At 70.0% G+C, this 26,700-nt stretch carries 20 protein-coding genes and 1 pseudogene; 8 read left to right on the plus strand and 13 right to left on the minus strand.

The window, feature by feature from the left end; genetic code table 11:
* Window positions 1-183 precede the first annotated feature (183 nt).
* The 4 genes from ACH34W_RS46265 (at window position 184) to ACH34W_RS46280 (ending at window position 6,315) form a co-directional block, all read left to right on the plus strand.
* Window positions 184-1,359 (plus strand): acetyl-CoA carboxylase biotin carboxylase subunit family protein, encoded by a 1,176-nt coding sequence (locus tag ACH34W_RS46265; protein WP_395967616.1) that lies wholly within the window; start codon window positions 184-186, stop codon window positions 1,357-1,359.
* Window positions 1,356-2,966 (plus strand): IucA/IucC family protein, encoded by a 1,611-nt coding sequence (locus tag ACH34W_RS46270; protein ID WP_395967617.1) that lies wholly within the window; start codon window positions 1,356-1,358, stop codon window positions 2,964-2,966. Before ACH34W_RS46265 ends, ACH34W_RS46270 begins: the two co-directional genes overlap by 4 nt.
* Window positions 2,957-4,624 (plus strand): IucA/IucC family protein, encoded by a 1,668-nt coding sequence (locus ACH34W_RS46275; RefSeq protein WP_395967618.1) that lies wholly within the window; start codon window positions 2,957-2,959, stop codon window positions 4,622-4,624. The genes ACH34W_RS46270 and ACH34W_RS46275 overlap by 10 nt, the downstream gene beginning before the upstream one ends.
* Before the next feature lie 86 nt (window positions 4,625-4,710).
* On the plus strand, window positions 4,711-6,315 hold the full coding sequence (locus ACH34W_RS46280) for an AMP-binding protein (RefSeq protein WP_395967619.1): 1,605 nt from the start codon (window positions 4,711-4,713) through the stop codon (window positions 6,313-6,315).
* Window positions 6,316-6,384: 69 nt separating this feature from the next.
* Here the strand turns inward: ACH34W_RS46280 and ACH34W_RS46285 are convergent, their stop codons facing one another.
* From ACH34W_RS46285 to ACH34W_RS46340, 12 genes are all read right to left on the minus strand, one after another.
* The gene (locus ACH34W_RS46285) at window positions 6,385-6,744 is read right to left on the minus strand and encodes a hypothetical protein (protein ID WP_395967620.1); all 360 of its coding nucleotides are present in this window, start codon (window positions 6,742-6,744) and stop codon (window positions 6,385-6,387) included.
* 145 nt (window positions 6,745-6,889) lie between these two features.
* The gene (locus ACH34W_RS46290) at window positions 6,890-7,201 is read right to left on the minus strand and encodes a hypothetical protein (RefSeq protein WP_395967621.1); all 312 of its coding nucleotides are present in this window, start codon (window positions 7,199-7,201) and stop codon (window positions 6,890-6,892) included.
* A 52-nt stretch (window positions 7,202-7,253) separates the two neighbouring features.
* Window positions 7,254-8,036 carry a class I SAM-dependent methyltransferase gene (locus ACH34W_RS46295; protein ID WP_395967622.1) on the minus strand — a complete coding sequence of 261 codons (783 nt, stop codon included), beginning with the start codon at window positions 8,034-8,036 and terminating at the stop codon, window positions 7,254-7,256.
* An 87-nt stretch (window positions 8,037-8,123) separates the two neighbouring features.
* Entirely contained in the window at window positions 8,124-11,597 is a 3,474-nt protein-coding gene (locus ACH34W_RS46300) for an ATP-dependent helicase (protein ID WP_395967623.1), read from the minus strand.
* Complete coding sequence (locus ACH34W_RS46305; protein ID WP_395967721.1) at window positions 11,594-14,755, minus strand: ATP-dependent helicase; 3,162 nt, start codon at window positions 14,753-14,755, stop codon at window positions 11,594-11,596. Before ACH34W_RS46305 ends, ACH34W_RS46300 begins: the two co-directional genes overlap by 4 nt.
* A gap of 233 nt (window positions 14,756-14,988) precedes the next feature.
* Window positions 14,989-15,312, minus strand: coding sequence for an MGMT family protein (locus ACH34W_RS46310; protein WP_395967624.1), 324 nt, complete (start codon window positions 15,310-15,312; stop codon window positions 14,989-14,991).
* Window positions 15,296-16,459, minus strand: a complete 1,164-nt coding sequence (locus ACH34W_RS46315; protein WP_395967625.1) for a S8 family peptidase — start codon at window positions 16,457-16,459, stop codon at window positions 15,296-15,298. Before ACH34W_RS46315 ends, ACH34W_RS46310 begins: the two co-directional genes overlap by 17 nt.
* Complete coding sequence (locus ACH34W_RS46320) at window positions 16,453-17,166, minus strand: hypothetical protein (RefSeq protein ID WP_395967626.1); 714 nt, start codon at window positions 17,164-17,166, stop codon at window positions 16,453-16,455. Before ACH34W_RS46320 ends, ACH34W_RS46315 begins: the two co-directional genes overlap by 7 nt.
* A 165-nt stretch (window positions 17,167-17,331) precedes the next feature.
* The gene (locus ACH34W_RS46325; RefSeq protein ID WP_395967627.1) at window positions 17,332-18,534 is read right to left on the minus strand and encodes a S8 family serine peptidase; all 1,203 of its coding nucleotides are present in this window, start codon (window positions 18,532-18,534) and stop codon (window positions 17,332-17,334) included.
* Complete coding sequence (locus ACH34W_RS46330; protein ID WP_395967628.1) at window positions 18,528-19,301, minus strand: hypothetical protein; 774 nt, start codon at window positions 19,299-19,301, stop codon at window positions 18,528-18,530. Before ACH34W_RS46330 ends, ACH34W_RS46325 begins: the two co-directional genes overlap by 7 nt.
* Window positions 19,302-19,341: 40 nt before the next feature.
* Window positions 19,342-20,613, minus strand: coding sequence for a S8 family serine peptidase (locus tag ACH34W_RS46335; protein ID WP_395967629.1), 1,272 nt, complete (start codon window positions 20,611-20,613; stop codon window positions 19,342-19,344).
* A complete protein-coding gene (locus tag ACH34W_RS46340) occupies window positions 20,613-21,455 on the minus strand; it encodes a hypothetical protein (RefSeq protein WP_395967630.1) in 843 nt (280 codons plus the stop codon). Before ACH34W_RS46340 ends, ACH34W_RS46335 begins: the two co-directional genes overlap by 1 nt.
* 228 nt (window positions 21,456-21,683) lie before the next feature.
* Between ACH34W_RS46340 and moeZ the strand changes: the two genes are divergently transcribed.
* Entirely contained in the window at window positions 21,684-22,865 is a 1,182-nt protein-coding gene (moeZ, locus tag ACH34W_RS46345; RefSeq protein ID WP_395967631.1) for an adenylyltransferase/sulfurtransferase MoeZ, read from the plus strand.
* A gap of 87 nt (window positions 22,866-22,952) precedes the next feature.
* Here the strand turns inward: moeZ and ACH34W_RS46350 are convergent, their stop codons facing one another.
* Window positions 22,953-23,669 (minus strand): TetR/AcrR family transcriptional regulator, encoded by a 717-nt coding sequence (locus ACH34W_RS46350; protein WP_395967632.1) that lies wholly within the window; start codon window positions 23,667-23,669, stop codon window positions 22,953-22,955.
* A gap of 161 nt (window positions 23,670-23,830) precedes the next feature.
* Here ACH34W_RS46350 and ACH34W_RS46355 point away from each other — a divergent pair, with 161 nt between their 5' ends.
* The 3 genes and pseudogenes from ACH34W_RS46355 to ACH34W_RS46365 all read left to right on the plus strand — a co-directional run bounded on the left by ACH34W_RS46355 (window position 23,831) and on the right by ACH34W_RS46365 (window position 26,692).
* Window positions 23,831-25,975 carry an MMPL family transporter gene (locus ACH34W_RS46355; RefSeq protein WP_395967633.1) on the plus strand — a complete coding sequence of 715 codons (2,145 nt, stop codon included), beginning with the start codon at window positions 23,831-23,833 and terminating at the stop codon, window positions 25,973-25,975.
* Window positions 25,976-26,078: 103 nt separating this feature from the next.
* Window positions 26,079-26,351, plus strand: a pseudogene (locus tag ACH34W_RS46360) (hypothetical protein); the annotation flags it as partial.
* Between the two features lie 11 nt (window positions 26,352-26,362).
* The gene (locus tag ACH34W_RS46365) at window positions 26,363-26,692 is read left to right on the plus strand and encodes a transposase (protein ID WP_395967634.1); all 330 of its coding nucleotides are present in this window, start codon (window positions 26,363-26,365) and stop codon (window positions 26,690-26,692) included.
* The last annotated feature ends 8 nt before the right edge of the window (window positions 26,693-26,700 follow it).

The raw sequence follows: 26,700 nt of genomic DNA on the forward strand, positions 1-26,700 counted from the left end.
TGGCGGAAATCAAGACAGCCAAGCGCAGCTTGTCCTTTGATTGGGTGGCTGGGTGGGGGCTGTGGGAATGGCGTAGGAGGACACGCGGTGGCATCGTTCTTCCGCCCACCTTGCGCCCTGCGACGCTAAGGTGGGCACTTCGACTTAGGCAAGCCTTACCTTACCTACTGCTGAAGGAGATGGGTGGCCGTGGCCGCCTCGCTCTACCTCGTCGCCGGCAAGGTCACCGACTCGGTGACGTACGGGTTCCTCCCCGCCGTCGCCCGGCTGGACCTCGACGTCGTGCTCCTCACCGACCGGCCCGCCGACCACGCCAAGGTGTTCAGCGGGCGGATCGTGGCGTGCGACGTCACCGACTTCCGGGAGATCGTCGCACACATCGACGCGGATCGCAGTGCCGATCCCCGTGCGATCTTCACCAACAGCGACTGGCTCCAGGCTCCCGTCGCCCTCGCGGCCGCCTATTTCGGCCTGCCCGGTAAGGACTGGCGTGCCGCGACCCGTACGAAGAACAAAGCCCTGATGCGGACCCACCTCAGGGATCTCGACCCGGTCTTCTCGGCGGACGCAGACGCCGTAGCGGAACACCCGGGCAACGCGCCGTTTCCCCTCGTCCTCAAGCCACGCGAGGGCGTGGCCAGCGAGGACGTCTTCCTCGTGCACGACGCCGCTGAGCTTGCCGCCAGGCGTGCGGAGATCCGCGAGCGCCGCAAGGATCCGCTCGTCGTCGAGGAGTACCTCCCGGGCAGGCTCCACACGCTCGAGACCCTCGGCGACGCCACCGGCCATATGCGCGTGCTGGGGTCGTTCCGCACCGAGATCTCCCCGCCGCCCCATTTCATCGAAGAACGGCTCGAATGGGCGGCGCCGCCCCCCGAGACCACCCAAATCATCGAGCAGCTCCACGCGCTCGGCGTGGGCTTCGGCGCCAGCCACACCGAGTTCGTCGTCCACAAGGGCAAAGCACGCCTGATCGAGGTCAACTACCGCGTCATCGGCGACCACTGCGACTTCCTGATGGCCGACCTCCTGGACATCCCCCTCTTCGAGCAGATCCTCAGCGTTCATCTGGGCGAGCCGCTCCCCCCAAAGTCCGAGCGCCCGCGACGCCATGCCGTCGCCGAAGTGGTGATGGCCGAACGCGCCGGGACGCTCGTCGAGGCGCCCGAGGCCCAGGAGCACACTCACGACCGCGTAAGGATCGCCTACCGGCCGCAGCGCGCCAAGGGCGACACCATCGAGATCACCAACACCAACCGGGACTACCTCGGCACCATCCGGGCCATCGGCCCCGCCCAGGACGAGGTGGAGGCGGCCATCGACCACTTCCGGGCCGCACACGACTGGACGGTCGCGTGAACGAAGGGCCGCTGGCAGCGCGGGTGCTGGACACTCTGCTGCGCGAGGACTACGCCGGAATGCGACGCTACGTCAATCCCGACCACCGCGTTCTGGACCTGCCGGGCGACCAGCTGGGCGGCGCGCAGATCGTCCGGCTGCGCAAGGGCGGCTTCCTGACCGACCTGGTGGTCGACCCGGCGCAGAACCTCCGGCTGGACGACGTGTTGTCGGCGGTACGGCGGATCGCCGATCCCCGTGACGATGTGAGGGCGTTCGAACGCGAGTGCCGGGAGGCGGCGGTCACCCTCCGCCTGCACGAGCACGCCCAGCGGGAGGTCCTCGACCGGCTCGGCCAGGCTCCCGAGGACGTCCGGCACGGCCCCGGCACGTTCTACGAGACGCTCGCCGCGTACACCGACCATCCCGTCTACCCGACAGGCCGCTGCCGTACCGGGCTGAGCACCTCCGACCTGCGCCGCTACGCACCCGAGTTCGGCCCGTCGTTCGAGCTGCGCTGGGCTGCCGTGCCTCGTGACCGGGTCACGTCGGCAGGCGTCCGGCCCGAATGGTGGCCGCAGCCCGCCGAAACCGGCCTCGACCCCGCCCTGGCCGCCACCCATGATCTCTTCCCGGTGCATCCCCTCACGGCGTCGGCCCTGCGCAACGACCCGGATGTCCTGCTGAGCCCTGAACGGCATCTCCGCGTTCGCCCGACACTCTCCATGCGGACTCTGGCGGTCACGTCGCTGACCCACCTCAAAGTGCCACTGACCACCAGCACGCTCGGCCTGCGTAACCGGCGCACGATCGTGCCGGGCACGCTCTCCGACGGCGCCCGCGTCGAACGGATCCTGGATCGGGTGCTGGAACGCGAACGAGACCTGCCGATCCTCCTCGCCGACGAGCAGACGTACGGCCACGCGGGCTCTCCGTTCCTCGGCCATCTCGTACGGCGGTTCCCGGCCGAGACGGCGCGCGCGCACGTCATCCCGGTGGCGGCACTGCTCGCCGAAGACCCGGACGGCGGTTACGTGATCGAGCGGTGGAACGTCGAAGCCACCTTCGGCGCGTACCTGGACGCCCTCCTCGCCTGGAATGTTGCCCTCTTCCGCTACGGCATCGCACTCGAAGCGCACCAGCAGAACGTGTCCGTCGTCCTCAACCAACACGACCCGTTGAAGCTGCTGCTCAAGGACAACGACGGCGCGCTGATCGATCCGGTGAGGCTGGCCGCCGGCCTGGACACGAGCGACACGCCCCGCCACTTCCTCGACTGCGACTTCAACGACCTGCGGATGACGACCACCGACCAGGAGGCGCTCGCCCGCGTCTTCGTCACGATCACCCTGCACCTGTGCGCCGCGGCGCCCGCCTTCGGGCTGGCCGAACGCGGCCTTCTCCCGCTGCGCACCGGCCTGGCGATGCTCCGCGACCGGCTCGACGCGCTGCTCGGCCCGGACGACGCGTTCCTGCGGGCGCGCACGCTGGACGCCGACCGGCTGCCGACCAAGGCGATGGTCACCGCCGGGACGCTCGTGGACAAGGCCCGCACCGGCGCGGCCGACATCAACAAGCACTACGGCCCGCTCGGGCCCAACTATCTCCGGGACGACCCTTGCTCCTGACAGGACGACCGCTCGGGGCCGGCGACGCGTCGGCGACCGCCCTCCTCAACTGCCTGATCCGGGAGGTCTGCGCGCCCGAGCACCAGGTATGGCCGGACGGCGCGCACCTGCTGTTCCGGCTGCCTCGGGTCGGCGTGATGTTGCGCGCGGGCCTCGTCCGCCCGCCGTCCGGGCCCACGTTCCGGATCGCGCCGCCGTACGAGGAGCGGCGCGGGAACGACTGGATCACGGCGGGCTGGGACCGGCTGGCCGACCTGATCGCGGGCGAACTGGAGCTGGCGACGGGGCGGGCCAATCCCGAGTTCCTCGGCCAGGTCACCGATGGGCACACCGCCCTGGAGACGATCCTCTCGTCCCGGAGCCTCGCAGCCTCCGCCGAGGTCGCCGAGGTCGCCGACGCCGTCGACCGCTACGTGGAGTCCGAACAGTCCCTCGTCACCGGCCACCGGTTCCATCCCTCCCCCAAGGCACGCCAGGGATCGCCCGCCGACTGGCTCCCGTACGCGCCGGAGACGCGGTCGCGTTTCCGGCCTCGCTGGCTGGCCGTGCGCGAGGACGTTCTGGCGGAGGAAGGCGACCCGGCGGCGTTCGCGCACCTCGAATCGTTCGGCCCCGCCGTGCCGGACGGCTTCCGCCTGTTGCCCGTTCACCCCTGGGAGCTGCGTCTTCTCGCCGACCGGCCCGTCCTCCGCCGCGCGTTCGCCAAGGACCTCATCCGCGACCTCGGTACGGAAGGGCTCGGCGCGGAAGGCGGCATCGAGGCCGTTCCGACGTCGTCCGTCCGCACCGCCTACCTGCCCGCCGCCGACACGTTCTGCAAGTTCAGCCTCGACATCCGCATCACCAACTGCGTGCGGAAGAACGCCTGGTACGAGCTGACCGGAGCCGTCGTCCTCGACCGCTTGGTCCGCAGGGTCTTCGACGGCATAGACGCCACCTTCCTCTCCGAGCCTGCCTACCGCAGCGTGGCTCTGGCTGACCGGCGGCTGTACGAGGGACTCGGCGTGATCCTGCGCCAGGGAGTACACAGCCTCCCCGGGACACCCCTCCTCACTGCCGCTTTGGCCGACCCCTATGGTTCGCTCCTGGCGAGCCTGCCCGTCCTGGCCACTCCGGACGGCGCCATGGCTTGGTGGAAGGCGTACGTGCGCCAGGTCGCGCCACCCGTTCTGCACACCTACCTGGAGCACGGGATCGTCCTCGAACCGCACCTCCAGAACGTGCTGGTCTGCGTCGACGACGACGGAATGCCGGTCCACGCCGCCTTCCGCGACCTCGAAGGCACCAAGCTCGTCGGCGGCCGATGGGACCACCTCGACCACCTCACCGGTCTTCCACCCCGCGTACGCGAGGCCATGACGTACGACGCCGACCGTGCCTGGAACCGGGTCGTCTACTGCCTCCTCGTCAACCACCTGACGGAGACCGCCGCCGCCGTGGCGGACCTGCACCCGGCACTCGACGCGCAACTCTGGCCGGCCGCGCGGCGCTACTTCGCCGGATACGAACGCCATCCGGAGGTCAGGGCGCTCCTCGCCGGAGTGCCGCTGCCCGCCAAGGCCAACCTCCGTGCACGCTGGGCCCGTACCGCCGACCGCACCGCGACCTACGTCCCGGTGCCCAATCCGCTCGCCCCGCCCGCGCCGCAACTCAACTGACAGCGCCACAACTCAACTGACTGGGCCTAATCCACTACAGAACGGGTATGTCGCTGACTCCCCCGCGGAGAGAAGGAGAGACGACCGTGCTGGAACGGGTGCGAACGTGGGCGGGTCTGGGGGTCCGGGCGACCCGGGCGGTCAGGGACGGCGGGATGTTGCAGCCGATCCGCCCCGACCGGGCGGCGCGACTGCCCTTCCAGTACTTCCGCTTCGGCCCGGTGCCGGCCACGGTCGGCGCGATGTCGGCCCTCCGCTATCCCAGCCGCACCGCGCTGATCGATGAGCGCGGCTCGATCACCTACGCCGAGCTCGAACGCCAGGTCGCCGCGTTCGCCACCGCCCTGCGCGCACGCCTCGGCGAGGAGGAACGGGTCGGCGTGCTGTGCCGTAACCACCGGGGCTTCGTGACGGCGGTGCTCGCCGCGTCCCGGCTCGGAGGCGACGTCGTGCTGTTCAACACCGACTTCTCCGGACCCCAGCTCGGCGAGGTGGCCGAACGCGAGGGCATCGCCCTGCTGGTCCACGACCAGGAGTTCGATGAGGCCGTGGACGACTCCTCGTTCGCAGCCCAGCGGGTCCACGCCTGGGTCGACGACGAGGATTCCGCCAAGTACGACTCGATCGACGGCCTGATCAGGATGACCGAGGCGCAGCCGCTGCGTCCCGGCTCGCCCAGCAAGGTCATCGTGATGACGTCCGGGACGACCGGCACGCCCAAGGGGGCCCGGCACGACATCTCGCTCAGCTCGCTCGCCCCTGTGGCGTTGAGCCACTTGATGCGCATCCCCTTGCGTTCAGGCGCCCCCATTGTCATCGCGCCGCCGCTCTTCCACGTGCTCGGCTTCGCCTACACGTCGGTCGGCCTCGGCATGGGGATGCCGCTGGTGCTCCGTCGCCGGTTCGACGCCGCGGAGATCCTCCGGTCGATCGAAGAGAACGAGGCGGAGGCGCTGGTGGCCGTGCCGGTCATGCTCCAGCGGATCCTGGACGTCGCCGAGGGCAGGCGGCCCGCGTCACTCGAGGTTGTGATCTGCGGTGGCTCGGCCCTGCATCCGCACCTTTCCGAGGCGTTCATGGACGCGTTCGGCGACGTGCTGATCAATCTGTACGGGGCGACGGAGACGGGCTGGGCGACGATCGCCACGCCCGAAGACCTGCGGGCGGCCCCGGGCACGGTGGGCAAGCCCTCGTTCCGGCTCACCATCAAGATCCTGGACGAGGACGGCAACGAACTGCCGGCAGGCGAGGTCGGCGAGATCTACACCGGGGGCGGACTGCGCTTCAGCGGCTACACCGGGGGCGGTGGCAGGGACGTGCGCGACGGCCTCACGGGCACCGGCGACCTCGGGCACTTCGACGAGGAGGGCCGGCTCTTCATCGACGGCCGCGCCGACGACATGATCATCTCCGGGGGCGAGAACGTGTTCCCCGGCGAGGTGGAGGACCTGCTCGGCCGCCACCCCGACGTCGCGGAGGTGGCGGTCACCGGCACGGACGACGAGAAGTTCGGCGAGCGCCTGGTCGCCTACGTCGTACGAACCGAGAACACCGACGTCACCGAGGACGACCTCAAGGCGTACGTGAAGCAGCATCTGGCCCGCTACAAGGTCCCGCGCGACGTGCACTTCGTCGACGAACTACCCCGCACCAGCACGGGCAAGGTGCGTCCGAAATCGCTCCCCGGGTGACTCCAGGTGACCCCCGGGAGCCGCTCCCGGGGGCCGGTGCACGCGGTCCGCTATGAGTCCGCTATGACGTCAGATGGTCCTCAGGCACTTGTTCAGGACCCAGCCGGAGGCGGTTGTGCCGCTCGGGTTGACGTAGGCCCAGACCCTGCTGCTGCCCCCGCAGAGCTGAGCCGTGTAGCTCGCCCCGTTCTGCGTGCTGAGCTTGCAGCCGATCTGGCCTTCCATCATCGTGCCGAGAATGCGTGAGGTGCCGCGCGGCTCGCTGTAGACGCCGATGTTCACCTTCGCCTTCACGGAGACGCTACAAGCCTGGATCGCGGCCTGGCCGGAGGTGGGACCGTCCGCCATCGCGGCGGGGACGGTAAGGCCGAGACCGCTGAGGGCCACGGCGGCGACGCATGCGGCTCGGGCCACACTGCGCTTGTTCATCTGGGACTTCCTTCCAGTTCCACGCGGGTCGTCGCCCCGCGTCAAAACCGGACCCTAGTGGCGATCACCAGGCGAATTGATCTTGATGGGTGGATATGGCCCAGATCACACCACCCATGGCCCCGGCCGGCATCGCAGGGCCCGATCAGGCGGCCCCGGCGCGTTGGCGCTTGGCGGCCATGCAGATGCGGGCGAGGTCGTTGAGGGCGTCGGCGCGGCGCTCGTCGAGCGAACGGCCGTCGTCGGCCGACGACTCGGCGAGGGTGTCGATCACCAGGGAGAACACCGGCCACTCGGCCGGGCCGATGGAACCCTGGAAGTCGACGCCGTCGGCGAGGTCGTCGAGGTCGAGGTTGCGTGCGAACGTCGCGAGAGCCGCCTCCGCCGCCACGATGCCGATGCGCATCGCCAGGGCAGCGGGCTCACGATCGAGGGGAAGTGCCGCAGTAGAACCCATGTTCGACACGATAGCCGAGTGCGGCGATCTCAGTCGAACATTTGAGCGAAACTCAGGGTGCTATTCCGCAGAAGAAGGCGTTCGAGTGGGTGAAGTGAAGCTCGCCGTCCACCTCGCTGGGCCGCATGCCGGTCTCCGGGCCGCCGGCCAGCTCGTCCGCCAGTTCCTTCCGGATCTGCGCGGCCGCCGCGGACGGCGTATGCGACTGCTCAAGCCACGGCTCCAGGGGGCGTACGAGATCGAACGGGTCGGTCCGTTTCACCTCCGCGCCCGCCGAGGCCAGCAGCTCGGAGATCTGGTCGGCGGGCAGGATCGTACCGTGCGAGGGGTCGCGCAGCCGCTCGATCCGGTCAACGTCGGCGGCGCCGATCGACTCGTCCCGGACGAGATCCGCGACGACCACGGCCGCGCCGGGACGGCTGACCCGCACCATCTCGCGCACCGCGGCCTCCGGGTCCGGGACGTGATGCAACGCGAAGCGGCAGATGACGAGCGTGAACGAACGGTCGAGGTAGGGCAGGCCGGCGGCGTCCCCGCGCGTGAACGTCACGTTGGTCAGGTTGTCCGCGTCCGCCTCGCGCTTGCCCTGCTCCAGCATGGCGGGGGTGAGGTCGAGCGCCGTGACGTGACGCACGCGCCGGGCGATCGCACGCGAGACCAGGCCGGTCCCCGCCGCGACCTCCAGCACGATGTCCTCCGGGTCGAGCTCCGGCTCCATGAACTGCACGAGCCTGGCCAGGTTGACGGTGAACTCCATGTTCAGCCGTGGATCCCCGAACGCCGCCGCCTGCTTGGAGAACTCACGTACGACCTTCTCACCATGGGTCACCGTCACGCTGCCTCCTTGATGGGGTTTCCCGGATACTCCCTGAAACCACGCAGCGTGAACAGAGGTGAATGGCTCACATATCGGCAAAGAAGCTCAAACTGCCGGGATCTGCTCCAGCAGCGCGGCGAGCCCGGCCTCGTCGAGCAGGTCGGCGGGCCGGACGGTGACGTTCGCGCTCACATAGTGGAACGCCGCGCTGACCTGCTCCACCGGCACACCCGCCAGCTCCGCCCAGGCAAGCCGGTACGCCGCGAGCTGCACGGAGGCGAAGCGCGCGTCGTCGCCAGACGGCGGGCGGCCGGTCTTCCAGTCGACGACCTCGTAGCCGTCGGCGGTGCGGAAGACCGCGTCCATGCGCCCGCGCACGAGCCGGTCGGCGATGATCATCTCGAACGGCACCTCGATGTCGAGCGGCTCCCGGGCGGCCCACTCGGACTCTTCGAACCGTTCTTGCAGGTGCGCGAGCTGCGTGTCCTCGGCGGCGCCCTCGTCGGCGGCGCCGGGAAGCTCGTCGGCGTCGAGGAGGCGCTGCTGCCCCCAGCGGCCCTCCAGCCAGGCGTGGAAGGCCGTGCCGCGGCGCGCGTACGGGGCGGGCGGGCGCGGCATCGGGCGGCGGATATGGCGGGCCAGCGCGGCCGGGTCACGGGCGAGCGACACCAGCGACGACACCGACAGGTGCGCGGGCAGCTCCACCTGGAGGCCGTCGCCGCTCCGGCCCCGGTCGCGCTCGGCCAGCAGCAGCTCGACGTCGCGCGCCCACGCGGTCATACGTGCGCGGTCGGCGTCCTCCAGCCCGGCGTCCCCGGCCCACAACAGGTTCCGGCCGGTCATCGCGTCCTCGACCATCCGGGCACCCTCGACGATCGCCTCGTAGCGTTCGCGCTCGGAGATGCCGGAACGGCCCCGGTCGCCCGGCCCGGCAGGCCACTGCGCCTCCTCCGCCTCAGCGAGCAGCGGGTTGGGGGTGCCCTCCTCCGGCGGCTCGGCCCAGACCACGACCTGCCCGGCGTTGCCCGCCATGCACGTTTCGCGGACTTCCTCCAGGAACGGCGACGGCCCGAGCGGGCGGCCCGACGAGCCCCACCAGTAGCCGGTGGTGATGAGCAGGCTCGACGCGCGGGTGACGGCGACGTAGGCGAGCCGCCGTTCCTCACGCAGGTCCCGCTCGCCACAGGCCTGGTCGAACGCGGCCAGATCGTCCTTCTCCAAGCCGCGCAGGGCGGGCAGGTCGGCGCGGTCGCCGCGCAGCATGAACGGCAACACGCGCGGGTTGGCGGTCCAGCGGGTGGCGTTCTGTGGCGGGGAAGGGAAGATCGAACCCTTGGCGGGGCCGCCGCTCTTCTGCGGCGTGTACGAGAGTCCGGGCACGATGACGACCGGCCATTCCAGGCCCTTGGACGCGTGGACGGTGAGCAGCTTGACGCTGTTGGTCTCGCCGACCCGCCCCGCCTCCAGCCCGAACTCCTCGGTCTCGGCGGCCTTGAGGTAGGCCAGGAACGCGCCGAGCGTCGGGTCCTCGGCGTCACCGGCGAACGTCGCGGCGGCGTCGATGAACGCGTCGAGGTCGGCCCGCGCCGTGACCGGATCCAGCCCGGACCGGGCCGCGACCTCGATGTCCAGGCCGAGTGCCCGTTCCACCTCGTTCACCAGGTCGGGCAGCGGCAGGCCGACCTGGGAGCGGAGCCCGCGCAACTCGTCGCGGAGCCGCCTCAACCGCCCGTACCCCTCGGGCGAGTACGTCTCCGGCGGGCCGAGGTCGTCGAGCGCGTCGACCAGGCTCCCGGTCTCCTGGTTGAGCTCGCTGACGAGTTGCCGCAGCGGATCGTCAGCCGCCGAAGCCGCCTCCCCGGCCACGGGCTCCCCGGCCACGGGCTCCCCATCCGCAGGCACCCCGTCCGCAGCCCCTCCATCCGCGGACCCCTCATCCGCAGGCGCCCCAACCCCAGGCGCCCCAACCGCAGACTCCGCCGCCGGAGGCTCTTCGGGGCGTTCGGGCGGGGTGACGTCACGGGCGGCCTCCTGAGCCAGCGCCCGCGCGCGGCGGCCCAGGGCGACCAGATCACGCGGCCCGAGCCGCCAGCGCGGCCCGGTCAGCAACCTCGCCAGTGACGCGCCGGACGTCGGGTCGTGCATCGCGCGCAGGGTGGCGACGACGTCCTGCACCTCGGGCACGGTGAGCAGGCCGCCGAGGCCTACCACCTCGACCGGGATGCCACGGCTCTCCAGCGCGCGCCGGATCAGCGGGAACTGCGACCGTTTGCGTGCCAGCACCGCGACGTCGGAGTACTGCAGCGGCTCGTCCTGCGGCGCGCCGTCCGGGGCGATCTCAGGGTCGGCCGCCATGAGCCCGGCGATCCGGGCGGCGATCCGTTCCGCCTCGTCCTCGACCGTCTCGAACAGCGCGCACTCGACCCGGCCGCGGCCCTCCCGCCCCGCGCCCGGCACGAGCCGGGGCACGGCCGCGGTCTCTGCCCGCAACTCGTCCTGGATGCGGGCGGCCGCGTCCAGGATCTGCTCGCCGTTCCGGAAGCTCCGGCTCAGCTGGACGACCGGTGCCTTGTCCGGCTGCCGCCCGGCGATCGGGGCGTTCAACGGGAAGTCGTAGGCGAAGCGCAGCAGGTTTCCCGCGCTCGCCCCGCGCCACCCGTAGATCGACTGGCACGGGTCGCCGACCGCCGTGACCGGATGCCCCCCGGCGAAGAGCGACTTGAGCAGGACGAGCTGCGCCTGGCTGGTGTCCTGGTATTCGTCCAGCAGCACCACCGAGAAGCGCGACCGTTCGATCATCCCGACCTCGGGATGTTTGTAGGCGATGCGCGCTGCCAGCGACATCTGGTCGCCGTGGTCGACCACCTCGCGGCCGGCCTTGGCCTTGGAGTACGACTCGATGAGCGGCATCAGCTGTTCGCGTACGGCGTGCTTGGCGAGGATGTCGCGCTGTGCTTTGAGGGGCTTCTTCAGCCCGGCGAAGCGTTCGTCCAGCCACGCCCCGACCTTGCGCACGTCGTTCGCGGTGCGCAGGTGCTCCGACAGGTCGCCGGACAGCTCCATGACGGCCTTGGTGACCGTGTCGGGCTGCCAGTCGATCTTGTCCATCGGGCCGCCGTACGCGTCGACGACGCGCGAGCAGATCTGCCACGCCACCGCCGGGGAGATGAGCCGCATCGTCGGCTCCAGCGCCTCGCGCAGCGCGTGGTCGCCGAAGAGCCGGGCGGCGTACGAGTGGTACGTCGACACCATCGGCTCACCGTCGAAGAGCTGCTCGCCGCCGAGCCGCTCCAGCTCGTCCCCGGGGAGCATCTCCTTGAGCTTGTCGAGGCGCTTGCGCACCCGGATGCCGAGCTCGGCGGCGGCCTTGCGGGTGAACGTCAGGCCGAGCACGCGTTCCGGGCGCACGAACCCGTTGGCGACCAGCCAGACCACGCGCGCGGCCATGGTCTCGCTCTTGCCCGACCCGGCGCCCGCGATGACCGCCATGGGCGCCAGCGGAGCCTCGATCACACGAGCCTGTTCCTCGGTCGGTTCGGGGATCTCCAGCAGCCGCGCCAGCTCGGCCGGAGTGATCATGGACCGACCTGCCCCCCTTCCTCATGAACCGGGCAGCAGGACCGTACCGGGCAGGTGCGGCATTTGTCGTTCGCGCGGGCCTGGAACACGTCGCTCGCCATGCCGGTGGCGACGATCTCGACCAGCTTCTTCGGCCACTCGGGATCGTCGTCCTCGCCCGGCGGCGGCTGCTCCTGCTCGCGCGCCTTGGCGGTGAACGCGGCCTTGCCGACCTGGATCAGCTTGGCGCCGCCCGGCTCGATCAGCCCGTGCCGCTCGAACGCGCCGAGCATCACCGCGTACTGGTAGACGCCGAGCTGCGGGTGCCGGGCCAGGTCGTCCTTGGGCACGGCCGTGGACGAGGTCTTGATGTCGATGATGACCGCGCGCCCGTCGGCGTCGCGTTCGGCCCGGTCGATCCGGCCCTTGATGACGACGCGGCCGAGATCGACCTTGAACGACTCCTCCAGCGCGACGACCTCGTTGGGGTTGTCGCGGTGCCAGGTCAGGAACTTGTCGACCATCGTGGTCGCCTGGTCGCGCTGCTTCTCCGAGTACCAGGCGCTCCGGAACTCCAGGTCGTTCCAGATCTCGTCGAGCCGCCGCGCGACGTCCACCTCGGTGACGCCGTCGTCGGCGCCGGCCATCTCGGCCACCGCGTGGATGACCTTGCCCATCGTGCTGTACTCGTTCGGCCCGCCGTCCTGCGCGCCGACCGCCGAGGCCAGCAGCCAGCGCAGCCCGCACGTGGTGAACGCCTCGACCTGCGACGGCGAGATCGTGATCTGCTCGTCCTCGGTGAACGCCGGACCGGGGTCGGACAGCGCCGTGATCGCGTACCAGTTCTCCGGCTTGGCGCCGCGCACGCCCGCCCGCGCCAGCCGGGCCAGGTGCCCGGCGGCGGCACGGCGCAGCGGCTCCGGGCGGGACGGGTCGGCCACCACTGAACGCAGGTCGGCCACCAGCGCGGACATCGAGAGCCAGCGGGTCTTCTCGTCGAGCTGCGACTCCTCGATCGCGCCGGGTAGCAGCTCGTTCAGGAACCGCGACGGCCGCTCCTCGCTGTCGTCGCCGCCGACCGCCGTCACCACCAGGCGCTTGCGCGCGCGGGTGACGGCCACGTAGAACAGCCGCCGTTCCTCATCCATCATCTTGGCGGCCATCGAGGCACCGGCGGCGGCGCTCGCCACGCCGTCCGCGCCCTCGGGTTCGCTCCCGGCGGCGTGCTCGATGAGCTCCTCGATGCCGAGCAGCGAGCCGCGCAGGCGCAGGTCGGGCCAGACGCCCTCCTGTACCCCGGCGACGATGACGACGTCCCATTCCAGGCCCTTGGACCGGTGGGCGGTCAGGATCCGGACGGCCTCGCCCTGCGGGGCCTGCTCGGCGAGCGTGTCCCCCGCGATCTCCTGGGAGGCGATGTTGTCGACGAACAGCTCCGGGCCCGCCTGCGGCAGCCTGTCCACGAACCGCGCGGCGTGGTCGAACAGCGCCACCACGGCGTCCAGGTCACGGTCGGCGGCTGCGCCGCGCGTGCCGCCCTTGACGCTCTGCTCCAGGAGCACCTCGGCCTGGCCGCTCTCGCGCCACAGCTCCCACAGCACGTCCTCGGCCGTGCCACCCCGGTCGGTGACGTCCCGCGCGATTTTGATGAGGCGTGCGACACGTTCGGCCGGCGCCCGCACTCTCTCGTGAACGAGGGTCAGCTCGCGCGCATCGTCCACCGCCGCGATCATCAGCTCGTTCAAGGGCCGGTTGCCGCCGGACAGGTCCTCCAGGTCGCGCAGCGCACGCTTGAGCCGCCGCAGGCCCAGCGCGTCGGCGCCCCCGAGCCGCCCGGTGAGCAGGTCCTCAGCGACGACCTCGTCCAGAAACCCCTTCTTCAGCGCCGCGCGCAGCAGCACCAGGATCGGCCGGACGGCGGGCTCGGCGATCAGCGGCACCTCGTCGCCCGCGACCACGACCGGCACCCCGGCCTGGGCGAGCGCCCGCCGCAGCGCCGGAACCTGCCGGACGGCACTCCGCACCAGTACCGCCATCCGCGACCACGGCACCCCGTCCAGCAGGTGGGCCCGCCGCAGCTCATCGGCGACAAGCGCCGACTCCTGCGACTCGCTGTCGGCGATGACGGCGTGGACTTCGCGCTGTGTTTCGCCCCCATGGCTTCGCCCCGCCTCCCCCCATTCTGCTTCCTCCAGATGACGAAGGGCTCGGTGCTCGGCGGACAACGGCCCTGCGGGCAACCGGCGGGCGATGCGGCGCGAGGCGGCGAGGATCTCCGGGCCCATCCGGCGGCAGGTCCGCAGCGCGACCACCGGCGCCGGGTCGCCGTCCAGCGTCGGGAACCGCTGGGGGAACTGCAGGATCCCCCGTACGTCGGCGCCCCGGAACCCGTAGATCGACTGGTCCGGGTCGCCGACCACGACCAGGTCGCGGCCCTCTCCCGCCAGCCGCTGGAGCAATTCCTCCTGCGCCGGGTCAGTGTCCTGATATTCGTCCACGAAGACGGCGTCGTAGGCGTTGCTCTCGCGGATCCGCACCTCGTCGTCGGCCAGCATCCCGGCCGCCATCTGGATCAGCTCGGCGTAGTCGTACGTGGGCACCGGGTCCACCGCGAACCGGTCGACATAGCGCTCCATGAAGCGCCCGATGGCCGTCCAGTCGTCACGGCCCCGCGTCCGTCCCAGCGCGACGAGATCCTCAGGGAAGAACCCTCGTTCAGCGGCACGCAGATAGAAGTCGCGAAGCTCCTCGGCAAAGCCGCGCGTACCAAGCGTCTCGTGCAGCCGATGGGGCCAGTCCCGAGCCCCGTCGGCCCGCTCCCCCTCCAGCAGGCGCCGCACTTCCAGCAATTGCTCGGGCCCAGACAGCAGCCTGGGTGCCGGCTCCTCGTTCAGCACCGCGTCCCGGCGCAGCAGCGCGTAGGCGTAGCTATGGAAGGTCAGCGCCAGCGGCGTCCGCGTCGTCCGGTGGAGACGGCCGGTGATCCGCTCCCGCAGCTCCCCGGCGGCCTTGCGGCTGAACGTGAGCACCAGCACCCGTTCAGGATCGACACCGCGATTCTCGATCCGATCGACCACGGCCTCGACGATCGTGGTGGTCTTCCCGGTACCCGGACCTGCCAGAACGAGCATCGGCCCGCCCGCGTGCTCGACCACGCGCCGCTGCTGCTCGTCGAGCACGGGCGCGACCGCGCGCGCCGGGCCGCTGCGGCGGACGAGGCGGTACGAGGCTGGGGAAGCTGGTGGCACAACATTTCATTGGAGCAGATCAATGAGCCAGATCTGACCACATCGGGCGCATGTCGCGGATGTGACCTTCGATACTGCGTTCGATAGAAGTGATCGACGTGCAATGTGGCCACGCCCGGGGCCGCCGATCCTCAGTCAGCCGGTCTCGTCTCAGCTGGTCTCGTCTAGCCTGTCCTGTCCCAGCCTGTCCCGTCCCAGCGTGCCCGTCGCATGTCCACTCGCCGCCCGTCCGGGCGGACGGGCGTCCCCTCCGCGCGGTAGTGCTCGAACGCCCGCACCTCGTGCCCCTCCGCGGGCCGCCCGTCGGTCCGGACCACCCGCCACCAGGGCACCCCGCCGCCGTAGAGCGACATGACCCGCCCCACCTGCCGTGGCCCACCGACACCGACCAGCTCAGCGACGTCCCCGTACGACATGACCTGCCCCTCGGGGATCCGCTCCACCGCGTCCAGCACCGTCTCCGCGTACTCGTCAGGATCGGATCGCATCCCCAGATTCTCGCCGCAGCAGGAGCCGGACCGCCACCCCGATCAAGATCAACCCCAGCAGGGCCAGCGACCCGAATCCACCCAGCCAGGCCAGGTTGTAGGGGGCCGCTCTGACCTTCCCGGGCTTGTCCCCACCAAAGTACGAGCCGTCGGCCACCAACGGCTTGCCCGCGACCTGGACGGGCTCCTTCGAGATCCGCTGAGCCTCCTTGAGCGCCCCCGCCGGATTCACGATTCCGAACCCAATCTCCGCGTCGTACTTCCCCTTCCCCTTCGGATGCCGCGCCGACGTGGCCAATGCCTCCCCCACCTGGGCGGGGGTGAGCTTCGGGTACTTTGCCTTGACCAGTGCGACCGCAGCGGCTGCCCAGGCCAGCGGAGGACCGTATCCCCAGAAGGTCCAGGGCTTGTTGCCAGGTGCGAGGGCCGGATGCTCGGTCCCCGGAGCGGACACCATGATTCTGCTGCTGGCGGCGGTGTACTTCTTGTACCGCCGCACCTTCTCATCGAGGGCTCCGACGCCGATCACTCCCGCCGCGCCTTCGGGATAGCGCTCACGGGTGCCATGGTCCGAGGTAGGCGTGACCACGACCGCGTTCTTGCTGTGGGCGTATGCGACGGCGCCGCGAATCTGACCGTGCGGATCATCGGAAAACGGCAGCACCGCGATCACATCGGCGTCCTCGTCGACGGCATGCCGGATCCCCTTCGCGATGAGGCTGTCCCAGTCCGCCCTCCGCTCCCACGCCTCGTAACCCGGGTCGCCCGACTCAGCGTTGATCCGCACAGACAGGATCTTCGCCCCTGGCGCCATCCCGACACCGGTCGAAAGGTCGCCGTCGTTCCCCGCGATCCAGCCAGCGATGAGCGTGCTGTAGCGGCGTTTGGGCCGGGGAGTTCCGACGAAGTCCTTCTCCTTCTCCACCGCGCCTCGCAGTGTCCGAACGTCGCGTGCGACGCCACTGCCGAGCAGCGCCACCTTGACGCCCTCGCCCCGGGTGATCTGATGGGCCTCCCGGTAGTCACGGCCGAGCCGCCTGCCCCACTCGTAGGAATCCGGATTCGCCTGTGCGGGTGCGGCCACCGGCGGCGTGACGAGGGCCACGAGGGCTCCGGCGAGCACCACTGCGGTGCGGCGGGTCAGCATTGGACCTCCTTGCGCTCGCACGGCGCCTCCACGTCGCTGAAGTGGCGCATGACTTTGGCGAGTGCCGTGTCGGCGAACTGGAACGTCTCGGCCATCAGGGCCGGCTTCACCCGATCGCGCGCGACCAGCCAGCCACTCGACCTGAAGAACAGATACGGAGTTCCGTTGGTCAACCCCTGGAACTGCCGGCGGTCGCCGTCTCCGAAACCTTCGGTGACGGTTCCCCGCACCAGGACCGTCCGCACTCCGGCCTTCTCGTCCTCGGAACCGATCGCGGTATTCGCACGGCCCGCCGCGTCGCTGCCGGACATCACCGCGATACCGAGCGTGGTGGCCATGGTGCCGCTGGCGTCCACGTAGGTGGCCCTGAGCACGGTGCGGCAGCCATGCTTGACGAGAACGTCAGCGATCTTGCGATCGAACGCCTCCGCACAGCCAGCCGGAGGCGCGACCCCCGCGCGGCGGATCGCCTGGAGCGGGTCTACCTTGGTCACCGTCGAAACGCCCGCCTCGCCCGTGGTCGAGGTGGCCGAAGGTGCGACCTCCAGCGTCGCCGGGAAGATCTCGCCGACCTTGAGGTTCTGCCAGCGAGTCGCGATCTCCTTCGTTCCCGCTTCCTTAACCTCCGTGCGCGTCGGCTTGCGGTTCAGGTCGGCGACGATCGCGATGACCCCACCTGTGACGGCGGCGACGCCGAGCAGCGCCATGCTGAGGGCCAGTATCCGGCGACGACGGGCGGGCGCTTTGGACGGTTTGGACGGCTCGGATGATTCAACTGGCTCGGATGATTCAGCTGGCTCCGATGGTCCAGATGGTTCGGAAACTTCCGCTGTTTCGGACACAGTTTCCGATCCAATTGACGGCCTGTCTCATTACGGTTGCGGGTCGGCCTCGCTTTGCGGTCGGCGACGGAAGGCCATGACCAATGAGAAGACGAGGACGGCCAGGGCCACGGTCGCGGTGGTGGCGGAGGTGACGATCAGACGGTCGTCGCGATGGATCACGCGGATCGGGCCCGTGTCGCCGTTGCCTTCGCCGAAGCGCTGGGTGGCGGGGAGGCCCAGGCCGATGCGGCGGGCGGCGGCCAGGCGGTCGGACTCGGTCAGGGCCGCGTGCGCGTCGATGGCGCCGAACCCGACGCCGAGGTCGTAGCCGCCCGCCGGGCGGTGCCGGGTACCCGTCACGATCGCCTGGGTGACCAGGGCGGGGGCCAGGCCTGGGTGACGGGAGCGGATCAGTGCGGCGACGCCGGAGACGAACGCGGTGGCGGGGCTGGTGCCGTCGCCGATCCAGTACTGGTCTCCCGGGCCCGCGCCGATGATGCGCACGCCGGGCGCGGAGACGACGACCGAGGAGTTGCGGTTGGAGAAGCCCGCGTGCGCCCCTTTCTCGTCGACGGCAGCGGCGGAGATGACGCCCGGGAACGAGGCGGGATAGGAGAACGGGGCGTGGCCGGAGCGGCGAGCCTTGTCGGTGGCGCCCGCGTTGCCCGCGGCGGCCACGACGACCACGTTCTTGCTCAGTGCGTAGGCGACCGCCTCGCGTTCCGCCTTGGTGGCGGAGGAACGGCCGAGCGACAGGTTGACCACGTCGGCGCCGTTGTCGACGGCATAGCGGATGCCGCGGGCGATCGTGTCCTCGTAGCGCATGTCGTTGATGAACTCCGAGAAACCGGGCTCGTCGTTCTCCACGATCACACGAAGGGCCAGCAGGCGGGCCTGGGGGGCGACGCCCATCACGCCGTCCGCGCCGCTCGGGCCGTGACCGTGGCCCGCGATGATCGACGCCATGTTGGTGCCGTGCAGCCGTTTGGGCTCGACTCCGGCCGGGTTGGCGCCTTCGGTGTAGTCGGGGCCGAGGGTCACCGAACCGGTCAGGTCGGCCTGGGCGGGATCCACGCCCGAGTCGAGTACGGCGACGGTGACCCCAGAGCCCTTGGAGAGCTCCCAGGCGCGCGGAACGTTCATTGACTGCATCACCGGCGCCGTCTGGTCGCGGATCTCGTCGGACCGGGCAGGCGTCCCGGGAAGGGTGACGAGGGCGGCCACGGCGGTCGCCGCGAGATATCTCAGCATGTGAACGCCCGCGACTCGCAGTCGACCGGAGCCGGGGCGGTGAGCGGATTCAGAACCGCGACGGCGAGTTGCGGCGCCAGAGCGAACAGGTCGTTCTGCTGCTTCGCGCCGCGTACGACCGGTCTGCCGTCCACGTAGCCGACAGTGGCCGCGACAACGTACGGCCCGCGTTGCCGTACGGCCGCGGTCTGCCTGGCGGCGTCACCGAAGCGGGCGGTCACCGATCCCGGGAACGGCAGTGCACGCAGTCCCGGTCGTGGGCTGCGGTTCGGGAACGCGGCGGCGGCTGCACGGGCGGCCTGAACGTCGGGGAAGACCGCGACGCCGACCGCGATCGCCAGGCCCTGCGGCTCGTCGAGGTAGACGGCGCGCAGCACGGCCCGGCAACCGTGCTTGGTGAGCGGCCCGTTGAGCTGCGGATCCACGGCGGTCTCGCATCGGGTGTCCGGGGAGATCCCCACGCGCATGGCGGTCTCGTCGCCGCCGACGTCCAAGGTGTACGGGATCTGCTCGGGGAAGATCCGGCCCGACGGCCACGTCACATAGCGGCGGGCGATCTCCTCGATGGCGGCGTTCTGGAGTTCGGTGGACGTCGGCTCGCGGGTGAGCTCACCGGCCAGCCGCAACGCCATCGGAACCAGCACCGCAAGGCTGCACGCGGCGGCCAATCCGGCGATCAGGGGCCTCATCCGCAGGCGCGCCGTGCCGTCGGATCCCGGTTCCTCCGGTTCCGGCTCGAGGTCCGGGGGTGAGATCTCGGCGCGCACGGAGCGGAGCGTAGCCGAGAAACTTCTCAGTAAGAATGGCTCAGTAATAGTGACCTGGGCCACCAGTGCCGTACGGATAGCCCGGGGGCAGGGCCTGGTGAGGCAGCGCGGGAAGCCGCGGGTTGCGGCGGGCCAGGGCCACCGAGATGATCACGGCCGCCAGGGTGCCGCCGACTCCGAGCACGATGATCGCGATGATGACCGGGCGCATCCAGACCGGGCGTTCGATGATGGCGACCGGCTCGGGTGGCGAGCCGTCCCCGAACCGCTGGCCACCCGCCTTGCCGGCCAGACCGGCGCGTGGCGTGGTCAGGGTGTTCGCCGCGGCGAGCGCGCGGGCCGCGTTCACCTCGCCGAAGCCGAGCTCCGGGTTGTACTTGCCGGACGGGCCGTTCTTGGCGCTGGCGACCAGCGCCTGGGAGACCAGCGCGGGCGGGAGCTTGGGGTGCTTCGCACGGATCAGCGCCGCGATCCCGGACACGATCGCGCTGGCCTGGCTCGTTCCGGCGCCGCCTTTAAAGTACTCACCGCCAGGTGCGGCGTAGACGATGTCCTCCCCCGGGGCGCCGACGACGACCGAGTAGTTGCGGTTGGAGAACTTCGCACGGTCGTGCCCCGGCGTCATAGCGGCCACCGAGATGACGCCGGGATAGGAGGCCGGATAGGAGTATGGCGCGAAGCCGTCCTTGTCGAGCCTGCGCTTGCGGTCGCCGTCGTTGCCGGCCGCCGCGACCACCACGACGCCCTTATTGATGGCGTAGCCGATGGCCTCGCGGTCGTCCCGTACCTCGTCGTACTTGCCGAGGGAGAGGTTGATGACGTCGGCACCGTGGTCGGCCGCGTACCGGATGCCCCTGGCGACAGCGCCCTTGCTCTCGGACTTGTAGCGCCGGTAACTGGCGTCCTCCGGCTCGGCGATGGAACGGATCGCCAGGATGCGGGCCTGCGGCGCCATCCCGATGACTCCGGAGTTGCCGCCCGGGCCGTGACCGTGACCGGCGATCAGGGCGGCCATCGCGGTGCCGTGCTCGCGGGTGGGCTTCGTGCCCCGGTCGATTTCGGCCAGCATGCTGGGGCCCGTGGTGACCGAGCCCTTCAGGTCGGGCTGGTTCGCGTCGGTGCCCGAGTCGACGACCGCCACGGTCACGCCGGCGCCGCGGGTCTCCTTCCACGCGGCCTCCAGGGAGAGCGACTTCAACATGGGAAGTTCCGCCTCGCGGATCGCGTCGGCCTGGGCCGGGGCGGGCGCGAGCAGGGGCGCGGCGCCGATCGCCAGCGCCAGCAATGCCGCCGCGGCAGTCCGTGCGCCCATCAGCACCTCCACTCGCTGCGGGAGCAGTCCGGCAGCGATTGCTGGGACAGTGCCTTGGCGACCTGGCGCCCAAGTTGCGGCGCCGACTCGAACGGCAGGCCGGGCCGTACCTTGGTGATCGCGGACGCGGGGCGCCCGTCGGATTGACCCGAAGTGGTCAACACCACGTACGGCCCGCCACGGTCGGAGGTGCGGTCCTGCCGGGCGGCGTCGTTGAACCTCGCGCCCGCCGTGCCCGGGAACGCGGCGGCGCGCAGTGCGGGCCGTACCCCCAGCGAACGTTTGGCGTCGACCGGCGTCGACGGCGGGATCTCCTTGTACGCCCGGTCGGCCGCCCACGCGTCGGGGAAGACCACCACGCCCACCGTGATCACGACGCCCTGCATCTGGTCGGTGTACGTGGCGCGCAGGAGGGCACGGCATCCGTGCTTGCGCAGGATCGCGCCCAGTTCCGAGTCCACGGCGGGCTCGCAGTCGGTGCCGGGAACGATGCCGAGCCGTCCCGCGAACTCGCTGTGCCCGCCGTTGGTGGTGGCGTACGAGAGCCGTTCCGGGAAGATCCGCCCGGCCGGCCAGGACTGCCAGCGCCGGGCCACCTCAGCGGCGGCGGCGCGCTTGAGCTCGGCGTTCGTGGGTTCACGGTTGAGCGTCACCCAGGTACCGGTGAGGGCCGCCGCGGTCACCAGCAGGTAGACGCACCCCAGCACGATGGCGACGACCATCCATTGCCGGGCGCGCAGGCCGAGCACGACGCCGGGACGGCGCGCCGGGTCCACCGGGGAGGAGCCCGCCGGTGGGCCCGGTCGCACCGGCGGCTGGTGGGAGGGGGGCAAGAACGCCACAACCGACAAGGCTAACGGTGGATCGCTACATTCCGCCCGCCACAGGACAGTAACGACGAACCGCCCAGTTACCGGTTCCGTCAGGAGATGCGGCCTGACGTTTGGGAATGCGACAGGGCATGGCAAGGTTGTCGCCTGAAGGACGACGTTGTCCCGCCCAGAACCGCACAGCCTTGAAGAGCACAGCGTCACCTTTAAGAGCACAGCGTCAACTCAGGAGCACTCACCGTGTCGTTGCCACCTCTGGTCGAGCCCGCAGCGGAGCTCACCCGTGACGAGGTCAATCGTTACTCGCGACACCTGATCATCCCCGATGTCGGGATGGCCGGGCAGAAGCGCCTCAAGAACGCCAAGGTCCTGTGTGTGGGCGCGGGCGGCCTCGGCTCCCCGGCGCTGATGTACCTCGCCGCCGCCGGCGTGGGCACGCTGGGCATCATCGACTTCGACATCGTGGACGAGTCCAACCTGCAGCGGCAGATCATCCACCGGCAGTCGACGCTCGGCAAGCCCAAGGCCGAGTCCGCCGCCGAGACCGTGCGCGAGATCAACCCGTTGATCGACATCCAGGTGCACAACACGTCGCTGGACCGCGACAACGTGATGGAGATCTTCGCCCAGTACGACCTGATCGTCGACGGCACCGACAACTTCGCGACCCGCTACATGGTGAACGACGCGGCGGTGCTGCTCGGCAAGCCGTACGTGTGGGGTTCGATCTACCGCTTCGACGGGCAGGCGTCGGTGTTCTGGGCCGAGCACGGCCCGTGCTACCGCTGCCTCTACCCCGAGCCCCCGCCGCCCGGCATGGTGCCGTCCTGCGCGGAGGGCGGCGTGCTCGGCGTGCTGTGCGCCTCCATCGGCTCCATCCAGGTGAACGAGGCGATCAAGCTCATCACCGGCATCGGCGACTCGCTCGTCGGGCGCCTGACCGTCTACGACGCCCTCGAGATGAGCTACCGCAACGTGAAGGTCCGCAAGGACCCCGAGTGCCCCCTGTGCGGCAAGAACCCGACGCAGACGGAGCTCCTGGAGGACTACGAGGCGTTCTGCGGCGCGGTCTCCGACGAGGCCGCCGAGGCCGCCAAGGACTCCACCATCTCGGTGCACGACCTCAAGGCCATGCAGGACCGCGGCGACGACATCTTCCTGGTGGACGTGCGCGAGCCCAACGAGTACGAGATCGTCTCGATCCCGGGCGCGACGCTGATCCCCAAGGGCGAGTTCCTGAACGGCGCCGCCCTGGAGCAGCTCCCCCAGGAGAGGAAGATCGTCCTGCACTGCAAGTCCGGGGTGCGTTCCGCCGAGGCGCTCGCGGTCGTCAAGAACGCGGGCTTCGCCGACGCCGTTCACGTCGGGGGCGGCGTGGTCGCCTGGGTCAACCAGATCGACCCGAGCCTCCCGCAGTACTGACCAGCAACCAACCCACAGCCCCGAGCACCATCGCCGGCCTGATGCGGTCGGGACGTCCCGTCCTCCGTATCAGGTCGGCGATGTGCGTCAGCGGGGCGGGGCGTACGTCAGCCCGAGCGTCCCGCCGACCTCGACCATGGTGAGCTCGAAGAGCGGCTCTGCATCGTCCAGGGCGAAGTCAAGATGGCCGAAGACCTCCAGGCTGACGCCACCCTGGAGCCGGATCCAGCACTGCAAGAACCGCTGGATGACCCCCAACGGCAGATCCACGCCGAGCGCCTCGGCCCGATAGCGCCGCAGTTGCTCCCGCAGCCCAGGCTCGATCTCCTCGTCGGCCGCGATCGGGAACTTCGCCTTCTGCCACAGCTCCAGGAAGAGGCCGAGAAACGTCGCCCCGAACCGGCGCGCGCACTCCTCCGCGAAGTCCGCCTGCTCCTTGTGACCGAGGCCCGGCAGCGGGGCCCCGAACAGCAGCGCGTACTCGCGCCGATGGTCCAGTGACCAGCGCCTGAAGCGGCGCGAGGCTGCCATGAACTTCCCGCTCAGGTCACCCTCCGGCACGGCCTTGATGTCCCTGACCAGTTCCTCGGTGAGCTCGGTGAAGAGGTCGCCGACGAGATGCCTGAGCAGCTCGCCGTGGCTGTCGAAGTAGCGGTAGAGCGCCGGCGCCGTCATGCCCATGTCGCGGGCGATCGCGCGCAGCGTGACCGCCTCGGGGCCCTGCTCGACCAGGATCCGCCGCGCCGTGTCGGAGATCTCCCGCATGGTCGCCGCGCGCAACCGGTCGCGCCGTGACTCCACCACCGTGCGAGCTCCTTCCCCATCACCGAAGAGTGTCTCCGCATGATTCCCCAAAAACACCCTTGACGGAAGTGAATGCTGCATGCAAGGTTAACACTGTTAGCTAGTTAACGCCATTCACCACCGTTAGTGGAAGTAACACAGCGTTCATATAGGAGCACACGATGTTCGAAAGCTGGGGCCGCCTCGTACACCGGCGACGGCACCCGATTCTGGGCCTCTCCCTCATCGCGATCGTCTTCATGGCCGTCTGGGGCACGGGGGTGTTCGGCGCTCTCACATCGGCGGGCGGCTTCGACACCCCGGGCAGCGAGAGCGCCCGCGCGGCGGAGACCGCCGAACGTGCCCTTGGGCGAGACGGCGCCGACGTCGTCATCCTCTACAAGAGCACCAACGGCCGGACGGTCGACGACCCCGCGTACCAGCGCTCGGTCGACCAGGCCCTAGCCGCGATTCCGGCCGGGAAGACCACAAACTCGACCACGTACTGGAAGTCCAAGTCGCCACAGCTCGTCAGCAAGGACCGCACCGCCACGTACGCCGTCCTGCAACTCGCCGGCGCCGACGCTGAGACCCGCGAGAAGAACTACGACGCGATCGCCGACGACCTCACCAAGACGTCCAGCGCGCTGACAGCCAAGGTCGGCGGCCAGCAGGGCACCGAGACCGCCGTCAACGAACGGGTCTCCGCCGACATCGCGCGCGCCGAGGGGATGGCGATGCCCATTCTGCTGATCCTCCTGGTCCTCATCTTCGGCAGCCTGGTCGCGGCGAGCCTCCCCCTGCTCATCGGCGGGCTGGCCGTGCTCGGCTCGTTCACCGCCCTGCACGCCCTCACCTACACCACCGACGTGTCGATCTTCGCGATCAACATCACCACGTTCCTCGGGATGGGACTGGCGATCGACTACGCCCTCTTCGTGGTCGGCCGGTTCCGCGAAGAGCTCGAACGCACCGGCTCCACCGAGGACGCCATCGCCAACACGATGTCCACCGCAGGCCGAACCGTCGCCGTCTCCGGCATCACCGTCGCGGTCTCGCTCGCAGGCCTCCTGCTCTTCGACCAGAACTTCCTGGTCTCCATGGGCTACGGCGGGATCGCGACCGTCCTCGTCTGCATGGTCGCCGCGCTCACCGTGCTGCCCGCCCTCCTCGCCGTGCTCGGCCCCCGCGTCAACGCCGTCTCGATCCGCCGCAAGAAGCGCCCGTCCAACGACCGCTGGCTGCGGCTCGGCCACAGCGTCATGCGCCGTCCCGTGCTCTACGCCGTCGGCGCCACCGCGATCATCCTCGCCCTCGGCGCGCCGTTCCTCGGCATCAACTGGGGCGGCGTGGACGCCAAGGTCCTGCCCACCGGCGCAGAAGCGCGCGTCGTCGCCGAGACCCTCGAACGCGACTTCCCCCGCAACGCCACGAGCCCGATCGAAGCCGTCGTCACCGGCGACTCGACTGAAGTCAAGACCTACACCGACCGCCTAACTGCCACCCCCGGCATCACCAGCGCGACCGTCACGGGTTCGCAGAACGGCACCACCCGCATCGCCCTGCTCTACCAGGAGGAGCCAGCCTCCGCCGAAGCACGCGCCCTAGTCGAACGAGTCCGGGACGTACCCAAGCCTCCAGGCACCGAGGTCCTGATCGGAGGCGCCTCGGCCGACATAGTCGACCAACTCGACAGCATCGGCGAGACCCTCCCCTGGCTGGCCCTCACCGTCGGCGTGGCGACGTTCGTCCTGCTCTTCCTCGCCTTCGGCTCCATCGTGCTTCCGATCAAGGCCGTCCTCATGAACCTCCTCTCCCTCTCCGCCGCGTTCGGCGCGATGGTCTGGATCTTCCAGGACGGCAATCTCTCCGGGGCCCTCGACTTCACCGCCACCGGCTCCATCGCCCCCGCGATGCCGATCCTCATGCTGGCGATGCTCTTCGGACTGTCGATGGACTACGAGGTCTTCCTGCTCTCCCGCATCCGCGAGCAGTACGACCTGACGGGCGACAACACCCAATCCGTGGCCATCGGCCTCCAACGCACAGGCGGCATCATCACCAGCGCCGCACTCCTCTTCATCGTGGTGATCGGAGCCTTCTCGACCTCGGGCATCACGTTCATCAAGATGACCGGCGTCATCATGGCGATCGGATTCCTCGTAGACGCCACCATCGTCCGCGCAATCCTGGTCCCAGCCACAATGCGCCTGATGGGCCGCGCCAACTGGTGGGCCCCGCCCGGCCTAGCCAAGCTCTACAGCCGCTACGGCATCCGCGAGTCCGAAGCGCCCGCACCCAAGACCCTAGAACCAGCCGGCACCTGACCCGATGTGGGGCGAGCACCGCTCGCCCCACATGGCCTTCCCACCCTGCTCCTCACACGCAACGCCCTTCGATCAGCAATCCCGCACGTAACGTAAGAGCAGCTACACCGGCAGCGAGGGCCGCCAATGCATCGAAGTCGCCGGTATCGGTGACCGCGACAGCAAGGACCCGCACTCACCGTCACCCGCCAAGCTCTTGCCACCGCCATGCGCCACCATTCGGCGGCGTCACGCAAAAGCGGCGACGACGGCGGCCAGTGTGTCGAGATGGTTGGCCTGTGACCACGTCGGCGTACGCGACATCAAGCCAGCCACGGCCCGCACTCGCCTTCAACCGCCATGGGCTTCCCCTCGTACCGTGGAGGCATCGCCTTAAGGAAGGCGGCGATGGCGGAATCACGGCGGAAGTTCGATCAGGACTTCAAGGAGGGCGCGGTGCGGCTGGTGAACGAGACCGGCAAGCCGATCGCGCAGATCGCCAGGGATCTGGGAGTCAGTGCCGGCACGCTGGCCCACCGCGGATCACCGCCGACCTGCGGGCGATGGCTGGCGACTGTTGGTGAACACCGTCGCCAAGGCGATGGCCACCCAGGGCTTGGCCGCCCGTCCCAAACACCGCCGCCGCAGCACCACCCGGCCCGACCGATCGGCACGCAAGGCACCCGAGCGGCTTCACCCCGCCGGTCCGGCCAGACACCGTCGGGGTCGGTGATCTGACCGAGCTG

The organism is Actinomadura sp. 6N118, assembly GCF_044326415.1.
Taxonomy (GTDB): Bacteria; Actinomycetota; Actinomycetes; order Streptosporangiales; family Streptosporangiaceae; genus Spirillospora.

Bases quoted from the DNA above. Each gene is read 5' to 3' on its own strand.
- ACH34W_RS46320 (WP_395967626.1), bottom strand. From the start codon at position 17,166: ATGGCGCTGCTCGGCGTCGCCGCCGTCACAGGTGGGGTCATCGCGATC.
- ACH34W_RS46315 (WP_395967625.1), bottom strand. From the start codon at position 16,459: ATGCTGACCCGCCGCACCGCAGTGGTGCTCGCCGGAGCCCTCGTGGCC.
- ACH34W_RS46310 (WP_395967624.1), bottom strand. From the start codon at position 15,312: ATGCGATCCGATCCTGACGAGTACGCGGAGACGGTGCTGGACGCGGTG.
- ACH34W_RS46325 (WP_395967627.1), bottom strand. From the start codon at position 18,534: ATGCTGAGATATCTCGCGGCGACCGCCGTGGCCGCCCTCGTCACCCTT.
- ACH34W_RS46365 (WP_395967634.1), top strand. From the start codon at position 26,363: ATGGCGGAATCACGGCGGAAGTTCGATCAGGACTTCAAGGAGGGCGCG.
- ACH34W_RS46335 (WP_395967629.1), bottom strand. From the start codon at position 20,613: ATGGGCGCACGGACTGCCGCGGCGGCATTGCTGGCGCTGGCGATCGGC.
- ACH34W_RS46285 (WP_395967620.1), bottom strand. From the start codon at position 6,744: ATGAACAAGCGCAGTGTGGCCCGAGCCGCATGCGTCGCCGCCGTGGCC.
- ACH34W_RS46300 (WP_395967623.1), bottom strand. From the start codon at position 11,597: ATGATCACTCCGGCCGAGCTGGCGCGGCTGCTGGAGATCCCCGAACCG.
- ACH34W_RS46355 (WP_395967633.1), top strand. From the start codon at position 23,831: ATGTTCGAAAGCTGGGGCCGCCTCGTACACCGGCGACGGCACCCGATT.
- ACH34W_RS46290 (WP_395967621.1), bottom strand. From the start codon at position 7,201: ATGGGTTCTACTGCGGCACTTCCCCTCGATCGTGAGCCCGCTGCCCTG.